The organism is Mesorhizobium sp. WSM4823, assembly GCF_055811195.1.
Genome location: NZ_JBVVQL010000001.1, coordinates 438,759 through 451,442, shown reverse-complemented (window position 1 = coordinate 451,442; position 12,684 = coordinate 438,759). Strand labels below are relative to the sequence as shown.

Annotated in this window: 15 protein-coding genes; 4 read left to right on the top strand and 11 right to left on the bottom strand. The window is 62.7% G+C overall.

The annotated features are described in order from the left end of the window. The first annotated feature begins 8 nt into the window (after nucleotides 1–8). The 3 genes from AC0L26_RS02220 to AC0L26_RS02210 are packed head-to-tail and all read left to right on the top strand — an operon-like array spanning nucleotide 9 to nucleotide 1,879. Nucleotides 9–338 (top strand): L-rhamnose mutarotase, encoded by a 330-nt coding sequence (locus tag AC0L26_RS02220; RefSeq protein WP_473631047.1) that lies wholly within the window; start codon nucleotides 9–11, stop codon nucleotides 336–338. Then, a complete protein-coding gene (locus AC0L26_RS02215) occupies nucleotides 331–1,407 on the top strand; it encodes a Gfo/Idh/MocA family protein (RefSeq protein WP_473631046.1) in 1,077 nt (358 codons plus the stop codon). Before AC0L26_RS02220 ends, AC0L26_RS02215 begins: the two co-directional genes overlap by 8 nt. Nucleotide 1,408: 1 nt before the next feature. Further along, complete coding sequence (locus AC0L26_RS02210; RefSeq protein ID WP_473631045.1) at nucleotides 1,409–1,879, top strand: MaoC/PaaZ C-terminal domain-containing protein; 471 nt, start codon at nucleotides 1,409–1,411, stop codon at nucleotides 1,877–1,879. 242 nt (nucleotides 1,880–2,121) lie between these two features. Here the strand turns inward: AC0L26_RS02210 and AC0L26_RS02205 are convergent, their stop codons facing one another. From AC0L26_RS02205 to AC0L26_RS02155, 11 genes are all read right to left on the bottom strand, one after another. After that, nucleotides 2,122–3,078, bottom strand: a complete 957-nt coding sequence (locus AC0L26_RS02205; protein ID WP_473631044.1) for a C-terminal binding protein — start codon at nucleotides 3,076–3,078, stop codon at nucleotides 2,122–2,124. A 15-nt stretch (nucleotides 3,079–3,093) separates the two neighbouring features. Further along, the gene (locus AC0L26_RS02200) at nucleotides 3,094–3,849 is read right to left on the bottom strand and encodes an HpcH/HpaI aldolase family protein (RefSeq protein WP_473631043.1); all 756 of its coding nucleotides are present in this window, start codon (nucleotides 3,847–3,849) and stop codon (nucleotides 3,094–3,096) included. A 42-nt stretch (nucleotides 3,850–3,891) separates the two neighbouring features. Continuing rightward, complete coding sequence (locus AC0L26_RS02195; protein ID WP_473631042.1) at nucleotides 3,892–4,611, bottom strand: hypothetical protein; 720 nt, start codon at nucleotides 4,609–4,611, stop codon at nucleotides 3,892–3,894. A gap of 26 nt (nucleotides 4,612–4,637) precedes the next feature. After that, a complete protein-coding gene (locus tag AC0L26_RS02190) occupies nucleotides 4,638–5,948 on the bottom strand; it encodes a TRAP transporter large permease (RefSeq protein ID WP_473631041.1) in 1,311 nt (436 codons plus the stop codon). A 3-nt stretch (nucleotides 5,949–5,951) separates the two neighbouring features. Next, complete coding sequence (locus AC0L26_RS02185) at nucleotides 5,952–6,464, bottom strand: TRAP transporter small permease (RefSeq protein WP_473631040.1); 513 nt, start codon at nucleotides 6,462–6,464, stop codon at nucleotides 5,952–5,954. 57 nt (nucleotides 6,465–6,521) lie between these two features. Beyond that, complete coding sequence (gene dctP, locus AC0L26_RS02180) at nucleotides 6,522–7,463, bottom strand: TRAP transporter substrate-binding protein DctP (RefSeq protein ID WP_473631039.1); 942 nt, start codon at nucleotides 7,461–7,463, stop codon at nucleotides 6,522–6,524. A 131-nt stretch (nucleotides 7,464–7,594) separates the two neighbouring features. After that, on the bottom strand, nucleotides 7,595–8,140 hold the full coding sequence (locus AC0L26_RS02175) for a flavin reductase family protein (RefSeq protein ID WP_473631038.1): 546 nt from the start codon (nucleotides 8,138–8,140) through the stop codon (nucleotides 7,595–7,597). Then, nucleotides 8,140–9,234 carry an LLM class flavin-dependent oxidoreductase gene (locus AC0L26_RS02170; RefSeq protein WP_473631519.1) on the bottom strand — a complete coding sequence of 365 codons (1,095 nt, stop codon included), beginning with the start codon at nucleotides 9,232–9,234 and terminating at the stop codon, nucleotides 8,140–8,142. The genes AC0L26_RS02175 and AC0L26_RS02170 overlap by 1 nt, the downstream gene beginning before the upstream one ends. Beyond that, complete coding sequence (locus AC0L26_RS02165) at nucleotides 9,234–9,950, bottom strand: GntR family transcriptional regulator (RefSeq protein ID WP_473631037.1); 717 nt, start codon at nucleotides 9,948–9,950, stop codon at nucleotides 9,234–9,236. The genes AC0L26_RS02170 and AC0L26_RS02165 overlap by 1 nt, the downstream gene beginning before the upstream one ends. 385 nt (nucleotides 9,951–10,335) lie before the next feature. After that, a complete protein-coding gene (locus AC0L26_RS02160; RefSeq protein ID WP_473631036.1) occupies nucleotides 10,336–10,983 on the bottom strand; it encodes a Vgb family protein in 648 nt (215 codons plus the stop codon). 9 nt (nucleotides 10,984–10,992) lie between these two features. Next, nucleotides 10,993–12,213 (bottom strand): helix-turn-helix domain-containing protein, encoded by a 1,221-nt coding sequence (locus AC0L26_RS02155; RefSeq protein WP_473631035.1) that lies wholly within the window; start codon nucleotides 12,211–12,213, stop codon nucleotides 10,993–10,995. Nucleotides 12,214–12,376: 163 nt separating this feature from the next. On the opposite strand from AC0L26_RS02155, the gene AC0L26_RS02150 reads away from it, so the two are divergent. Continuing rightward, the gene (locus AC0L26_RS02150) at nucleotides 12,377–12,655 is read left to right on the top strand and encodes a hypothetical protein (protein ID WP_473631034.1); all 279 of its coding nucleotides are present in this window, start codon (nucleotides 12,377–12,379) and stop codon (nucleotides 12,653–12,655) included. Nucleotides 12,656–12,684: the final 29 nt, after the last annotated feature.

Sequence of the window (12,684 nt, the reverse complement as noted above, 5' to 3'; positions counted from 1 at the left end):
AGCCGGACATGCAGCGGATGGGAATGGTGCTCGGCCTCAAGCCGGAAAAGGTCGCCGAGTATGTGCGGCTTCACGCAGCCGTCTGGCCCGATGTGCTGGCCATGATCTCCGCCTGCAACATCAGGAACTATTCCATCTACCTCAAGGAGCCGGAGCACCTGCTGTTCAGCACTTTCGAATATCACGGCACCGACTATGCCACCGACATGGCGAAGATGGCCGCAGATCCCAAGACGCAGGAATGGTGGGCGCTGTGCATGCCTTGCCAGGAGCCGCTGCCGACCCGCAAGGACGGCGAATGGTGGGCATCGATGGACGAAGTCTTCCATCATGACTGATGGCGTTTTCGATCCTACCTCGCTCCCCCAGTCCTGGGCGAAGCCATCGAAGCCGAGGCCGATCGTGATTTTCGGCGCCGGGTCGATCATCGGCGACGCGCATTTCCCGGCCTATGAGAAAGCCGGCTTCCCGGTCGCCGGGCTTTTCGATCCCGACCACGCCAAGGCGAAAAAACTCGCGGAAAAATGGGGCGTCACGGCTTACCGGTCGGTCGAGGAAGCGGCGGTGAACAGGGACGTCGTCTTCGATCTGGCGACGCCGCCGGCTCATCATGCCGGCGTGCTCAGGGCGTTGCCTGACGGCGCCGTAGCGCTGATCCAGAAGCCGATGGGCGGCGATCTTACCGAGGCCACCGAAATCCTTGAAATCTGCCGCTCCAAAGATCTGAAGGCTGCAGTGAATTTCCAGCTCCGTTTCGCGCCGATGATGCTGGCGCTGAAGGATGCGATCGCCAAGGGCTGGCTTGGCGACGTGGTCGATTTCGACGCCTGGCTGGCGCTGGCAACGCCCTGGCAACTCTGGGAGTTCCTGCTCAAGGCGCCGCGCGTCGAGATCGCCATGCATTCGATCCATTATCTCGACCTGATCCGGCAATTGCTTGGCGATCCCCGGGGCGTTCACGCCAAGACGCTCGGTCATCCCGGCCACAAGGTTGCGCAAACCCGCACCAGCGCCATCCTCGACTATGGCGATACGGTGCGCTGCGCGCTGTCGATCAATCATGACCACAAATTTGGCCGAAAACACCAAGCCTGCGAGTTCCGCATCTGCGGCACAGAGGGCGCCGCCTACCTCAAACTCGGGCTCAATCTCGACTATCCACGCGGCGAGCCGGACATCCTCGAAATCTATCCCAAGGGCGGCTCCGACTGGGTTGCTGTGCCACTCATCGGCGAGTGGTTTCCCGACGCCTTTGTCGGCCGCATGGCCAATGTCCAGCGCTACGCTTGCGGGGAAGACGCCGAACTGGTCAGTTCCGTGGAGGACGGCTGGAACACGATGGCGCTGGTCGAGGCCGCTTACCGATCGAGCGCGGCGCCGGCAACACCGATCGCGGCGAGGCCCTGACATGGAGCAGACGCTTTACTTTGAAGACTACCAGATCGGCTCGTCGCGCATGACCAGCGGGCGCACCATCACCGAGACCGACTTCGTCGTGCATGCCGGCCATACCGGCGATTTCTTTCCCCATCATATGGACGCCGAGTTCATGAAGACGACGCCTTTCGGCCAGCGCATCGCCCATGGCACGCTGGTCTTTTCGGTCGGCGTTGGACTGACGGCAAGCGTCATCAACCCGGTCGCCTTCTCCTATGGCTATGACAGGTTGCGCTTCATCAAGCCGGTGTTCATCGGCGATACGATCAAGACCCGCACCACCATCTCGGCTAGGGAAGACGACCCGAAGCGGCCGGATTGCGGCCGTGTTATCGAGCGCTGCGAGGTGATCAACCAGCATGGTGACGTGGTCCTGGCGGCCGATCACATCTACATCGTCGAGCGCCGCGATAAGCCGAACAGCGCTTCGAACTCAGGTTGACAAAAAGCGAGGCAAGGGACGACGCCGAGACCTGGAAACAAAAAACCCGCCTCGTGGGCGGGTGGTTGGCGCAAATCAGCACTATGCATAAATTCCTAGCATAACTGCCGTCACCTGTCAAGTGAAAACCACCCACGATTGTAGGGCAAGCGCATCAGTTTGCGCTGCCCGATTTGCAGGACTTGGTTCCCAAGTCCGCGGAGGCAGACAGCTTCGCCGCTGGCGCCGACTTCGACAATTGGTCACACCCGGTTGACCGGATAGACCGGCTTGCCGCCGCGCAGGACCGATGCGACATCGGCAAACACCTTGTTGCGAACCTCGGCGTAGGACTGGGTCGAGTAGTGCGCCGCGTGTGGACTGACCAGGACGGCGTCCAGCGCCAGCAGCGGGTTGTCGGGCGAAGGCGGCTCCTGCTCGAATGTGTCGATGCCGGCGCCGGCCAAATGGCGGCGCCGAATCAAATCCGCCAGCGCGACTTCGTCGACGAGGCCGCCACGGGACACGTTGATGAGTATCGCCCCTTCCTTCATACGCGACAGGGCTTCGGCCGATAGGATGTTTCTGGTTTCCGGTGTTGCGGGAACATGCAGTGAGACGATGTCGGCCCTGGCAAGCAGCTCGTCGAAACCAACCGGCTCAGCACCACCGGCCGTTATGCGCTCTGCCGGCATGTATGGGTCGTAGGCGATGATATGATAGCCGAAGACCCGCGCCCGCTCGGCGGTCAGGCGTCCGATCTGGCCGAAGCCGATCAGGCCGAGAACCTGCCTGTCCGGCCGCGTGATGCCGGCGCCGTCGGCCATTGCAGCCCAGCGGCCGGCGCGGACGGCGCTGTCGAACTGCTTCAGCCTGCGTGTCAAGGCCAGGATCAGCGCCATCGCATGCGTGCTGACCTCCATCAGGTTCGCGTCCGGCACATAGGTGACCTGAACACCGGCACGACTGGCGGCTTCGACGTCGATCGAGTCTAGGCCTACGCCGAACCGCCCGATGACTTTGAGGTTCTTCAGTTCGGCCAGCACGCGAGCCGTGATCGGCTCCCGCAATATCATCAATGCATCGGCCTCGCGGCACTGTTCGATCAGGGCGTCCTCTGTGAGAAGCGTCTTTTCGATAAACTCGGCGTTCAAGCCGTCGAGGTAGCGCAGTTGCTCTGCCTCGACTGACAACACGCCGTCGGTCTTGATTATCTTCATGCCAATCTCTTGCTATCAGGCGCTGCGCGCGGAGGCCGCACCGGCGGCAAGGCCGGCGCCGAGAAACATCGTGTCGCTGGCCAGCATGTAGAAGCTGATGCCGTGCTTCGACCATTTGCCGACATCGTCCGCCGAGGGACGAAAGATGCCGACGGCCTTGTGGGCCGCGCGCGCCGCAGCCGCGATCCTGACAATCGCGGCATTGAGCTTATCCTGACCGGCCGGCCCCGTCGCGTCGATCGAGACCGACAGATCGCCGGGGCCAATGAAGATCACGTCGACGCCGTCGACCTGGACAATGTCGTCGATGTTGGCGAGACCCTCGGCCGTCTCGACCTGGATCGCGACCGTCAGAACCTCGTTGGCCGACTTGAGGTAGTCCGGAATTCTGTACCCATAGCCGGCAGCGCGGCCCGGACCGACGCCGCGTGCGCCGACAGGCGGGTAACGGCAGGCCATGACCGCCATGCGCGCTTGCTCGGCCGTCGAGACGCGCGGCACCAGGACGCCTGACGCGCCGGCGTCGAGCGCGGCCGCAATCCACTCCGGCGTGTGGCCGGGCAAACGCACCATGGCGGGAACCTTGTGAACGTCGGCGGCGCGGATCAGATCCTCAAGCCGCTCGCGGCCGATCTGCGAATGCTCCCAGTCGATGCACAGGAAATCGACCCCGCTTGCGGCCGCCACTTCGACCGCCACCGGATGCGGGATGGCGCAGAAGGTGCCGATGAGGCGATCGAGAGAGACGCATTTTTTTCGAAAGTCGTACATGAGATCTCCAGAGATTTTTGGCATCGGCGAAAACTCTTCGCGCTACGAGGCGGTCGCCCGCGGCAAAGGATGCACGGCTTCCGTCGACATCGGGAAATGTTGGCTGCCGCCTGAAAACGGCGGGAAGGTCTTGTAATCGGCGCGCATCTCCAGCCGCGCCGGCGATTGCAGTGCGTGCGTCAGCGCCGCAGGACTGTCGAACATGACCCGATTGCGCTGCATGTAATCGACCCGTGGCCAAGGCAGCGAGCCGCACCAATCCAGTCGCGACAGAACTTCGATGTGGCGAATGCCGGGGAAGCCCCGCATCAATTGCGGATGATGCGTCACATAGTGGTAGAGCCAGGCATTCATGTCTTCGGCCGGCCCGGGGTAGTGGACAAGATAGCTGCAGGGCAGCCCAGACGTCTTCAGGCCAGCGTCATCGACGGGAAACAGACGCGCGCACATTGCCTGCTGCGTCGGCCTCGAACCGGCGATGCTCGACAGCACGCCCGGAGCGGTGAGCGCCTGCAGATGGCCGGACGGCGCGAGCGCCGCCTCCATGTCTGCCAGCTCGTCGAAATAGAGCTGGAAGCCAAAGACCGGCGGTGGCCCATCCTTGTTGAACATGTCCGTCGCCACTTCGGGCAGATAGATGTTTCCAAGCGCAAGTCCCCGCGTTGTCGCGATTACGCGCCGCACTGCGTCAACGTCTTCACGGGCGATGGCCAGGTTTGCCTGACGGTCATCGTGAAAGAAGGCAAGATAGGCAAAGCGCATGTGGACACCTGCGGGATCGAGTTCGGCTAGATCAAATTCGGAAGGAAGAGAGCGATCTGCGGAAAGAGGACAATCAGCAGGATCAGCAGGAGCGTCAGCGCGATATAGGGCGCTGCGGACATGGCAACCGTTTTGAGCGACGTGCCTTTCGGCGCAACGCCGATCATGATGAACAGCAGCAGACCAAACGGCGGCGTGGTGAAGCCGACCTCGTAGGCGAGCAGCAGGATCAGCCCGAACCACACGGGATCGTACCCGAATTGCTGGGCGATCGGCAGGAAGATCGGCAGCGTGATCAGCATCATCGAGACCTGATCCATGAACATGCCGAGCAGCAGGATGACGAGCACCATCATGAGCAGCATGGGATACGGTCCAAGATCGTAGCCCACGATGAATTGGATAAAGCCGTTCGACGCGCCGGAGAAGGCGAATATCTGCGAGAACGTCGTTGAAGCCGAGATGATCAGGAAGGTCATGCCCGTGACTTTCATCGCATCGTCCAGCGACTTCCAGACAACCGACCAGCTGAACCTTCGGTAGACAAACAACAGCGCGAAGACGGCGGCACATCCGAGTCCTGCCGACTCCGTCGGCGTCGCTATTCCAAGGATGATCGTGCCGACCACCATGAACACGATGACGCTCATCGGAATGATGTTGACGGCAACCGCCCTCACCTTCTCGGCCGCACGAACGGCGGGCACCGGATAGTGCGGAGCGGCGTCAGGGTCGATCTTCGTCTGTGCGAAGATCAACATCGCGTACATGACGACGAGAAGCAGCCCAGGCAGAGCACCTGCTATGAGCAGCGCGCCAACGTCGATCTGGGCCAGCGAGCCGAGCAAGACAGCCAGCGAGGATGGCGGGATGATGACCGCAAGGCTTCCGGCACCCAGCACCGGTCCGTAGGCCATGTGCGGCTTATAGCCCCGCTTCAGCATCTCGGGAACCATCAGCGAGCCCATCATGCCGGTATTGGCGAGGCTCGACCCTGACAGCGCAGAAAAGATCGTGCCGGCGGCGAGGACGACATAGGCAAGACGTCCCCGCAGATTGCCGATGCACAGGTCGAGCGCGTAGATGACCTTCTCACCGAGGCCGGAGCGGAAGAACAGGCTGCCCATGACGAGAAACATCGGCAGCGGAGCAAGCGCATATGTCGAGACGGCGTCGGAGAAGTTGGCGACCATCTGCGTCACGCCGACCGAGCCGCCGAAGAACAAATACAGCCCGATCACATTGGTGACGAAGAACGCGAAGGCGACCGGCAGCCCAAGGCCCATCAACACAAGGATGGCGCCGACGAGCACGGCGAATGGAAACAGCCAGGCCATCGATCAGAGCCCTTCCATTTCCAGAGGGTCGAGCGTGTACAGCGTGTCATGGCCCAGCAGATATCTCAGCCATTCCAGCGCCGAGAGATAGAAGGCGAGCGTAATGGGCAGAAAGACCAGCCATTTCGGCATGTCGAAGCTGCGCGTCTCATATTCGCCGCCCGACACGGCGCCTATCAGGGAAGAGAGTGCGACGCTGCCAAGGTAGAGGCAGACGCCGATGCAGGCGAGATAGACCAGCTTTTCAAGCACAGCCCGGGCCCGTGCAGGCAGCGCCTTGCGCAGGAACTCGACGAAGACATGGCCCTTGCTGTGGACCAGCCAGGGCATCGGCAGGAATGCCGCGTAGAGCAGACCGTATTCCGTCGCGGACACCGCCCAGGCAAGCGGTTTCAGGCCCAGATTGCGGACGCATACGTCAGCCACCACCGCAACAATGATGAGGCCCAGCACCACCTTTGCCGCCGCTGCCAGCGCAAGGCTCAGCTTCGCAATCGCTGCAAACAACTTGTCCATTTCCTGCCGACCCTCATGCCTATCCCCGCGAGGGCGCGCGAGGCGCCCTCCATCGGGCTATTGAAAGAATTTCTTCAACTGTTCGATGTTGCTGGGATCGCGTTTGGTCATTCTGGCCCAGCTCGCCTGCGTGGCAGCCGCCAGGAATTTGTCGCGGCCGGCGCCGGTCAAGCTGATCACCTTCTGCCCGCCGTCTATCATCGCCTGTGCCTGTTTTTCAGACTCGGCAAGATTGGCGTCGTAGCTCGCGCGCTCGTATTCGACGGCAGTGTCGGCAAGCAGCTTCTGCGCCTCGGGCGACAACGCGTCCCATTTCGCCTTGTTGATCGAGACCAGCACATCGGTTTTGAAGAATTGCGGGTCGACGCGGTATTTGGTGAATTTGTCCCAGCCGAAGGACGAATAGCCAAATACGGTGTAGGCGTTGGCATTGACGACGCCGCGCTCGAGCGAGGTGTAAACGTCCCCCGGCGCTTGCACGATCACGGCTGCGCCCAGGGATTCGAGGAAGTCGCGATAAAGCGGCGACGAGCGGATCTTCAGACTGCTCCAGTCGATGCTGCCTTCATCGTTGAGCTTTGGTTCGTCGATGGTGAAGATGTTGAAGCCCGAGCCGGCGTCGACATGCGCCAGCAGATGGGCATTGGCCTTCTTCTCGAAGATTCCGCTGATGAAATCCCAGCCGCCATTCTCGCGGATCTCCCAAGGCGTCTTCGTCGATGCGGAAAAAACCTCGCCTTCCGGAACGAGCTCCAGGAATTGCCCTGCCGGTGTGTCGATCATATCGATCAGGCCGCTCTTGAGCGCCGCACCCTGCTGAATCGGCGGAACGACCTCCGGCCCGCCACGCACATTGATCTGAACCACGCCCTTGCCCTTTTCGTTCACCTTCTGAACGAATTTCAGGAAACTCTGTGCGTAGCCGTTCTGCGTCGGCGTAAAATGCACGGCGTTGAGGACAATCTCTTCGGCCGTGGCGATACCCGCTACGACAGACATAAGTGCAGCCAGAACAAGGGACTTCCAAATGCGCATTGCCGTACTCCCTCTGATAGATCACTTCGTCTATGTTGGGCCCGCGATCGGGCCGATCTGAAATTGCAATCGCTGCGCCGCTGCGTGGACGGCGTTTAGTTGGCCTCATCTCCCACTGTCAGGAAGCGTCCATGCGCGTAGAAGACCGGCGATCGGTCAGCGCGATCCAGCGCCACCCCCGAGACGATGCCGATGACGATCATGTGCGATGCCCGCACGATGATTTCGGCCACCCGGCACTCGAACATTGCCCGCGCGCCGACAAGCAAAGGCGCACCGGTTTCGCCGCGCACCCATGATCCGGACGAGAACCGCGCGACACCCTTGGCTTTGGTCATGCCGCCAAAGGCACGCGCAACATTCTCCTGGTCGCCGGCCGGAAGATTGACGGAAAAGGGCACGCCTTCGCGAATGGCCGAGGCAAAGGTGCTGCTGCGGTTGACGCAGGCCAACAGCGAAGGCGGCTCGGCACTGAATGAGCAGACGGCCGTCGCCGTGATGCCGCAAAAGCCGATCTCGTCATGCTCCGACGCGAGGATGGCGACCGAACCCGCCACGGCCCGCATCGCCTGCTTGAAGGCGCGCGGATTGATGGCGTCGTGCCCATGCACCCATGACGTCGGAATGGCGGCTGCCGGCATCAATTTACGCGAAGCCCGGCCTGGCGCATCAGCGGCAGCACGCGGTCACAGAAGAAGGGCAATTCGTAGGTGTAGTTGACGAATGTGAGGGCGGCGCCGGAATAGCCCTGGTCCATAATCCTAGTGAGATCGTCGACGATCTTTTCCGGTGTGCCGATAAGCGGGAACGTTCCCGCACCGCCGGCGAACCTTTGCCGATATTCGGTGAAGGCCTTCGCGTCGTGCGAATTCGCGAATTCCTTCTTCTTGCGCATATGCTCGTCGACCGCGCCTTCGTCCGCGCATTCAAGCGCGTAGTGCCGGTAATAGTCCTCGGCTTCCTGCTGGGTCTCCCGGCAGACGACGTGGCAGACCGTGTAGACGCCAACCTCGCGTCCGACTTCAGCGGCTCGGTTGGTGATATCGACGACATGGGCACGGCCATCGGCAATTTCGGAAAATGTCGAAAACAAATAGTCGCAATGGCGCGCCGCATAGTTACGCCCCGGCGCGCCGAAAGCGGCGTTCATGGTCACCGGGCGCGGCGCCTGCAGGCTTGGCGGACGGCTGACGACCCCCTTCAGATCATAGAACTCGCCGCCGAAGTCGAACGGCTCCCTGGATTGGTAGGCACGCTCGATGATGTTGATCCATTCCTCGGCCTGATCGTAGGTCCGGTCGCCGACCGTCTGCCCGAACATGGCGAACTCGTCCGGGTTCCAGCCGCAGACAATGTTCAAGCCGGCACGCCCGTTGGAGATGTGGTCGACCGTCGCCAGCGCTTTGGCAGCCTGCAGCGGATGAACCAGCGGCACATGCACTGTCATGAACAGGCCGATGTTCTCCGTGGCGACGGCGAGACCCGCCGCCCAGGTAAAGGTCTCGAACGACCATTCCCGCACATGCGTCAAACCGCCGAAGCCGCGCCAGCGCGCGATCGGCAGCAGGAACTCCAGGCCGGCGCGATCGGCGATGCAGGCAGAATTGAGATTGTCTTCCCAGCGGGCGCGCCAGCGCTCGGGAACGGTGGTCATTGCCAGCCCGCCATCGGCGTTCATCGAGAAGACGCCGAGCTTGAACCTGTTCGGCCCTTTCAGCGGATGCCGCTTTCTGATCATGATTTTCCCTGCCGCGGGATGCTTACAGCTTCGTCGTCGAACTGTTGCGACGGTGGGCTCAGCCTCATGAAACGCTCCTCGGCGTTCTGGATGAAGTGGGTCATGCGGTCGTAAGCCGCGACGGCATCGCGCTTGACGAACGCCTCGTAGATGGCGCGCATGCCGGCCACGATGACGGCCTGCGTCGGTTGGTGCGACAGCGTCTTCAACCGGACGACGAGGACGTGGTCGGCGAAGCGGGCAATCGTTTGCGAAAGGCGGTCGTTCTCCACGGCGCCGAGCCAGCAATTCCTGAATGCCGAATTGGCCTGGAAAAAGAGGGCGGCATCGCCGGCGGCAGCCGCCGCCTCTGCCTCCTCAAGTGCGGCTGCCAGCGTCTTGAGGCCAGCGGCATCAAGTGTGCGTGCAGCGTGCGCTGCAGCCCGTGGTTCGAGCAGGCGGCGGACCTCGAAAATGTCGGCGACATCCGTCGCGGTAAGCGTGGGCAGCCTGAAGCCGCGCGTCGTGCCGACGAGGTAGCCTTCATGCACCAATTGCATCAACGCGTCGCGGACAGGCATTCTGGAGATGCCAAGCTGGGCGGCAATATCGACATCGACGAGTTTCTGGCCAGGCGCCAGTTCACCGCGCTGTATGGTCAGGCGGACCTGCTGATAGACTTGGGCACGCAGATTGCCCTCGCCAACCCGTTTGAACTCTATCGGCTCCGCCATCCACGCCTTCCCATGCGAAGATTTCGTATATGGTTACGGCTGTGTTCCCGCGGTCGTGCCTTTTGAAATACAGCCTTATCCCGGCTGGATTCGACCTATCAGCCCTATCTCCGGCACAAGTGGAGCATAGGCTGGACCGCCTGGCAAGATATTTTAAGTCTATAATGTATACTGTTTTGATTGGCGGACCGCAGGACGGCGGCGGAACGGCGCTGCCGCGATGAAAAAGCAGAGGCGCGGTGACAGGCAATCGGCTGGGCAAGGGCTCCCGCGATCGAGTCGGCCATGTCGTGGCCAACCGATGCTGGCGGTCCCAGCAGACGGTTCGTCGAAGCTCGCCCGCGAGGGCCGCTTCGATTACTCTGCTCGTTGAGCCGATCGGGATTTAGGAGCCGGAGCCTCGCCTGGGCCGGCGGACGGCTCTCACCTTGCCGCTGTTTCCACCGCCGCAGAAAAACTGATCGCCGCCATCGGATTCGAGCCCCGACACGCCTGTTCCAGGCGGCATATCGAGCTTCTCCAGGACCTTTCCCGTTTCAGGATCTATCCGCCTGATGTCGCTCTCGTCACCTTCCCAGGTGCCGTGCCAGAGTTCGCCGTCGATCCAGGTGACCCCGGTAACGACACGGTTTGAATCGATTGTACGAAGAACTGCCCCTGTCTGGGGGTCGATCTGATGGATTTTGCGACCGCGATTCTGCCCCACCCAAAGTGTCCCTTCGGCCCAGGCGAGCCCCGAGTCGCCGCCGCCACCAGGCGCCGGAATCGTGGCCAGCACTTGGCCGGTCTTCGGATCGATCTTCTGGATGCGGTCTTCGGCGATCTGGAACAGGTGCTGACCGTCGAAGGCCGTTCCTGCGTGGGCGGCGACGTCGATCGAGCGTATCGCCTCGCCGCTCGCGGGATCGAAGGCGTTCAGTCTGTCTCCCGACGCAAACCAGACGTGCTGACCGTCGAATGTAACCCCAGCCACCTGGTCGGCACCCGGGAAGGGTCCATATTCGCGGAGGATTTCGGCTGCAGATCGTTTCATGGTTCTATCCTAGTAGCCCGACAGTGAGCCGGGGAGTAACAAGATTGTCGGGAAACCCGGCACGGGTGGGGTCATCCAGCGGCGCGCTCGCCCACGGCCGAACGACTGCACCTTGCCCGCTGCGGCAAGCTGCTCGAGCGAGCGCTGCACGGTGCGCGAGGAGGCTCCGAGCGCAATGGCGAGCGCCGAACTCGACCACGACTCGCCGTCGGCAAGGAAGGCGAGCACCGTCGCATGCTGCTCGTCGACCGGCGGCGCCAGCACGGCGACATCGCCTGCGCGGCGCGGCTTGAGCGCAAAGCCTCGCTTGGTCGCGCTAACGTCCGCCAGCGGCCGCAGCTCCACGCGCAGCCGACCGATTTCGACCCGCAGCCGTGCGCGATGCGATTCATCGGCATGCTTGCCGCCAAAGGCGCGGGCGACGAGCGTGCTCCTCGGCACGTCTGCGGGCCAGGCCTCGCCCAGCGCGCGGGCAAGCGCGAACAAAACCGGGCGCGTCGCAAGCGAGACCACCATGCCGGCGTCCCGCACGATATTGCGGCAGGCGTCCACGACAAACGCCCCCGACGCGAGCAGCGCTTCGACCTCCTCAAGCAGGAGTGGTCGCTCCTCGCCACGCGCGATCAGGCGCGCCGCAGGCGTGTTCATCACCAGGGATGCGCTTTCGACCTCTGCCGTCAGCGCCGGGATGTCCGCCTCGCGCGCGGCATGCTCGGCCCGAGCGAGCGCCGCGCGCGCCGCCTTGGTCCGGAGGCGTCGGATCGCGATCCCCGCAATCACCAGCTCGTGGGCGGCCGTTGACGCGGGTGGGAGCGGTGTGGGGTCGATCCGGACAAGCATGCGCTCGGCCTCGTCTAGGCGTCCGATCAGGAGCAGGCGCCGGACTTCGAGGTTGCGCGCATGCGCGGCATTGACGCGATCGCCGTGCTTTTCAAGCGTCGATCTGGCGGCGTCGAGTGCCTTCGCCGGCCAGCCGAGGTCGCGCGAGACGAGTGCGATCTCGGCTTCGGCAACGACGCACCTGGCGCGGGCCACCGCCTCTTTCGGACCGAAGGCGCGCGCAGCACTTTTGAGGAGAGCCTTTGCTCGAACAAGATCGCCGAGCTGCGCCATCGCGATGCCACGCAGCGCAAGTGCCGGCGCATCGTCACGCAGGGCAACCCGCTTCAATGCGCCGAGGGGATCACCCGTCGCGAGGGCGCGCGCCGCAGCGGTGATCAGCGAGTCCATCGGAATCCCGTCACACTTGTAACTCTCACCATTCGATCTCCGGTCCTAGTCTATCTCAGGACCAACAGCCAGCGCGCCGTATCGAAACGGTGCGTGTCGTAACGATGCGCAGGACGCGAAGGAGAAGAACGATGACAGGCGCCAACCCGGGAGGTCCAGCACGATGATCACTGCTCGGCACGAAACTGCGGATACCTGTGCCGGCAGCGGCACGGCCACGCTCGGCGCCACCGATTGGTTATCGCTCGCGGCCGCGCCAACCTTTGCAATCATGGCGCTGTTGACAGCCCTTACCGGCGATGCGGGCATGATCTGCTCGGCCGCGCAACATGCGTCACCGCTGAACGGCATGGTCGTGATGTACTTGCTGATGAGCGCCTTCCATTTGGCGCCGTGGCTGAAGCTGGTCGCCAGCCGGCGAAGTGCGGCCCGCCGGTCGTGATCCCAACATTCGCGAGCCTCTCGGGTGGA

Coding starts and splice junctions, on each gene's coding strand:
- AC0L26_RS02185 (WP_473631040.1), bottom strand. CDS start 6,464: ATGGACAAGTTGTTTGCAGCGATTGCGAAGCTGAGCCTTGCGCTGGCA.
- AC0L26_RS02175 (WP_473631038.1), bottom strand. CDS start 8,140: ATGCCGGCAGCCGCCATTCCGACGTCATGGGTGCATGGGCACGACGCC.
- AC0L26_RS02210 (WP_473631045.1), top strand. CDS start 1,409: ATGGAGCAGACGCTTTACTTTGAAGACTACCAGATCGGCTCGTCGCGC.
- AC0L26_RS02200 (WP_473631043.1), bottom strand. CDS start 3,849: ATGTACGACTTTCGAAAAAAATGCGTCTCTCTCGATCGCCTCATCGGC.
- AC0L26_RS02165 (WP_473631037.1), bottom strand. CDS start 9,950: ATGGCGGAGCCGATAGAGTTCAAACGGGTTGGCGAGGGCAATCTGCGT.
- AC0L26_RS02150 (WP_473631034.1), top strand. CDS start 12,377: ATGATCACTGCTCGGCACGAAACTGCGGATACCTGTGCCGGCAGCGGC.
- AC0L26_RS02205 (WP_473631044.1), bottom strand. CDS start 3,078: ATGAAGATAATCAAGACCGACGGCGTGTTGTCAGTCGAGGCAGAGCAA.
- AC0L26_RS02215 (WP_473631046.1), top strand. CDS start 331: ATGACTGATGGCGTTTTCGATCCTACCTCGCTCCCCCAGTCCTGGGCG.
- dctP (WP_473631039.1), bottom strand. CDS start 7,463: ATGTCTGTCGTAGCGGGTATCGCCACGGCCGAAGAGATTGTCCTCAAC.
- AC0L26_RS02190 (WP_473631041.1), bottom strand. CDS start 5,948: ATGGCCTGGCTGTTTCCATTCGCCGTGCTCGTCGGCGCCATCCTTGTG.
- AC0L26_RS02220 (WP_473631047.1), top strand. CDS start 9: ATGCAGCGGATGGGAATGGTGCTCGGCCTCAAGCCGGAAAAGGTCGCC.
- AC0L26_RS02160 (WP_473631036.1), bottom strand. CDS start 10,983: ATGAAACGATCTGCAGCCGAAATCCTCCGCGAATATGGACCCTTCCCG.
- AC0L26_RS02195 (WP_473631042.1), bottom strand. CDS start 4,611: ATGCGCTTTGCCTATCTTGCCTTCTTTCACGATGACCGTCAGGCAAAC.
- AC0L26_RS02155 (WP_473631035.1), bottom strand. CDS start 12,213: ATGGACTCGCTGATCACCGCTGCGGCGCGCGCCCTCGCGACGGGTGAT.